Source organism: Streptomyces thermovulgaris, assembly GCF_002155915.1.
In the GTDB taxonomy this organism is placed as follows: Bacteria; Actinomycetota; Actinomycetes; order Streptomycetales; family Streptomycetaceae; genus Streptomyces; species Streptomyces thermovulgaris.
Genome location: NZ_MUME01000436.1, coordinates 255 through 3,227, shown reverse-complemented (window position 1 = coordinate 3,227; position 2,973 = coordinate 255). Strand labels below are relative to the sequence as shown.

General features: G+C 74.1%; 3 protein-coding genes and 1 pseudogene. 1 reads left to right on the top strand and 3 read right to left on the bottom strand.

Annotation, left to right across the window (positions count from 1 at the left end; all coding sequences use genetic code 11):
• The 3 genes and pseudogenes from CCN35_RS26000 to CCN35_RS25990 all read right to left on the bottom strand — a co-directional run.
• Positions 1–208: pseudogene (locus CCN35_RS26000) on the bottom strand (hypothetical protein); the annotation flags it as partial.
• Between the two features lie 199 nt (positions 209–407).
• Positions 408–902 (bottom strand): NUDIX domain-containing protein, encoded by a 495-nt coding sequence (locus tag CCN35_RS25995; RefSeq protein ID WP_086794540.1) that lies wholly within the window; start codon positions 900–902, stop codon positions 408–410.
• Positions 899–1,972: an ADP-ribosylglycohydrolase family protein gene (locus CCN35_RS25990; RefSeq protein ID WP_086794538.1), complete on the bottom strand. Its 1,074-nt coding sequence runs from the start codon at positions 1,970–1,972 to the stop codon at positions 899–901. Before CCN35_RS25990 ends, CCN35_RS25995 begins: the two co-directional genes overlap by 4 nt.
• Positions 1,973–2,123: 151 nt before the next feature.
• Between CCN35_RS25990 and CCN35_RS25985 the strand changes: the two genes are divergently transcribed.
• The coding region (locus tag CCN35_RS25985; protein ID WP_245863487.1) for a glycerate kinase at positions 2,124–2,973 on the top strand (850 nt) is incomplete at its 3' end.

The following is a 2,973-nucleotide window of genomic DNA, read 5'->3' as shown; positions in this document are numbered from 1 at the left end:
AGACATAGAGGCACCCCCCCGGAAGCAGCAGGGCCACCAGCGCCGCCTCCGACGTGCTCGACGCCGCGGTGCTGCTGTCGAAGCTGCCGGCCCAGGCTGCGACCCCCACGGCGTACGCCGACCAGACGATGAGCATGAAGTCGACGAGGAGCAGGGCCACGCAGACGCCGATCTGCCGGCCGGCGGACGGCCCCTTCGGCTCATCCACCCGTTTCCCGTCCACCGCCGTCCCGTCCGCGGACGGCTCTTTCCCCTGAGTGCGTGCGTGAGCGCATGCGGGCAGCGTGCTGCCGCAGCGGACACCGCGCATGAGTACGGGTACTCGGATGTGCCGTTCTCGCTGCTCCTCGCGCGAAGACGGCGGTGCCCGGCGCAGGACCGGGCGTGGGGTCCGGGCCGCCGCGCGGTCAGCCGACGCGGTGGCCGTTCTCCAGCTCGGCCGGGCCCGTGCCGTTGTCCAGGACGTCGAGGGCGGCCAGGACGCGGCGGGCCGTGACGTCCGGCAGATGGGCGGCGAGCTCGTCACGGGGGACCAGACGCCAGGACAGCAGCTCCTCCTCCTGCAGGCGGATCGCCTTGAGATCCTCCTCGGTGAGGAGACCGCCGTCGTAGAGGTACGCCACCAGCGGCGGGCGGATCCCCATGCGGGGCACCCAGTCGACCGCGAGAAGCCGGCCGATCCGGCGGTCGAGGCCGATCTCCTCCAGCGTCTCGCGGTGCGCGCCCTGGCGCGGGGTCTCGCCGTCGTCGGACTCCACCGTGCCGCCCGGCAGCGCCCATCCCTCCCGGTAGTTCGGCTCGACGAGAAGCACCCGGCCCTGCTCGTCACGGCAGAGGGCGGCGGCACTGGCGATGACACGAGGAAGCCCGGCGATGTACGCGGCGTAGTCGGAAGCAGTCACCCTGGAAGGGTAACCAGGCGCAGGGTCCGGTCCGCCAGCTCGCTGATGCGCACCCCGTCGAAGCCGAAGACCGCGCTGCGGACCGTGTCCTCCAGGGGGTCCTTCCACTGGGCGGGAAGGGCGTCGGCGCCCGTCAGGACGCCGGCCACCGAGCCGGCCGTCGCACCGTTGGAGTCGGTGTCCAGGCCGCCGCGGACGGTGAGCGCGAGGGTGCGGGTGAAGTCGCCGTCGCCGTAGAGCAGGCCGGCCGTGAGGACGGCGGCGTTCGGGACGACGTGGATCCAGTGGAGGCCCGCGGTCTCGTCCGTGAGCGTGGCCAGGGCGTCCTCCCAGGACATGTGCGCCTCGTGCAGGGAGACCACACGGCGCACCGTACGGGCCAGGCGGCTGCCCGGCGGGATCACCGCGAGCGCGGTGTCGACGGCGGCGCGGACGGTCGGGGCGGTGAAGGCCGCCGCGATCAGGGCCGCCGCCCACTGGGCGCCGTAGACGCCGTTGCCGGTGTGGGACAGCACCGCGTCACGACGGGCGAGGTCGGCGGCGCGGCGCGGGGCGTCGGGGCTGGTCCAGCCGTAGATGTCGGCGCGGATCAGGGCGCCGATCCACTCCTGGTACGGGTTGTCGTACGTGGCTGTCAAAGGCGGCTTGAGGCCGTTGGCCAGATTGCGGTACGCCGCCCGCTCCGCGGTGAACGTCTGCAGATACGGCAGCCGCAGCAGCCACAGATCGCCGACCTGCTCGGTGCTGAAGGCGAAGCCGTGCGTCTCCAGCAGGTGCAGGCCGAGAATCGTGTAGTCGATGTCGTCGTCGCGGCAGCTGCCGTGGACACGGCCGCGGACGCAGTCGCGCCACTCGGGGCGCAGGGCCGGGCCGTCGTCGTCGGCGGGAGGTTCGGGCAGGTAGTCGGTGAGCGGCAGCGCGGCCGTCCTGCGCAGATAGCGGTCGATGCGGTCGCGTGTCCACACCTCGCCCTGCTCCACCGGCTTGCCGAGCATGTTGCCCGCGATACGGCCCAGCCAGCCGCCGAGGACGCGGTCGGCGAGTTCCGCATCGGTGCGCACAGAGGTCATGAAAACGGTCTATCCGGTTCCGGGACGTTCGCGCGGAGCCGGCGGTGGAGGCCGCCGCCGGTTAGGGTCGCAGCGGCGCGGCCGACCCCGGCGCACGGGGCCGGAGAGGGATCCGGGAGAGGGAGGGGAAGGCGAGGTGGCGGACGCCGCGGTGCACGACACCCGGAGGGTGCTGGTCGCCCCCGACAAGTTCAAGGGATCGCTGACCGCCGTGCAGGTGGCCGAGCATGTGACGGCGGGACTGCGCCGGGTCGTGCCGGACCTGGAGGTGGAGGCGCTGCCGGTGGCCGACGGCGGCGACGGGACCGTGGACGCGGCGGTCGCGGCCGGGTTCGAACGCCGGGAGGTACGGGTCACGGGTCCCCTCGGGGACGAGGTGACGGCCGCGTTCGCGCTGCGCGGCGACACGGCGGTCGTGGAGATGGCCGAGGCCAGCGGGCTGCGGCGGCTGCCGGCGGGCGTGTTCGCACCGCTCGAGGCGTCCACGTACGGCTCCGGGGAGCTGCTGCGGGCCGCGCTGGACGCGGGTGCGCGGACGATCGTGTTCGGCGTCGGCGGAAGCGCGACGACGGACGGGGGCGCGGGGATGCTGTCCGCGCTCGGGGCGCGGCTGCTGGGCACGGACGGCAAACCGGTGCAGCCCGGCGGCCAGGGACTGGCGGAGCTGGCCGAGGCGGACCTGTCCGGGCTGGACGGACGGCTGGGCTCCGTCGAGCTCGTGCTCGCCAGTGACGTCGACAATCCGCTGACCGGACCGAAGGGCGCGGCGGCGGTCTACGGGCCGCAGAAGGGCGCCTCGCCGCAGGACGTGAGAACGCTGGACGCGGCGCTCGCGCACTTCGTGAGAGTGCTGGAGGGCGCGGTGGGGGCGCGGGCCGCGCAGTGCGCGGTGTCGCCCGGCGCGGGGGCGGCGGGCGGTGTCGGATACGGGGCACTGCTCCTCGGGGCGCGCTTCCGGCCCGGCATCGAGGTCGTGCTCGAGGTGCTGGGCTTCGCCCCGG

Bases quoted from the DNA above. Each gene is read 5' to 3' on its own strand.
- CCN35_RS25990 (WP_086794538.1), bottom strand. From the start codon at position 1,972: ATGACCTCTGTGCGCACCGATGCGGAACTCGCCGACCGCGTCCTCGGC.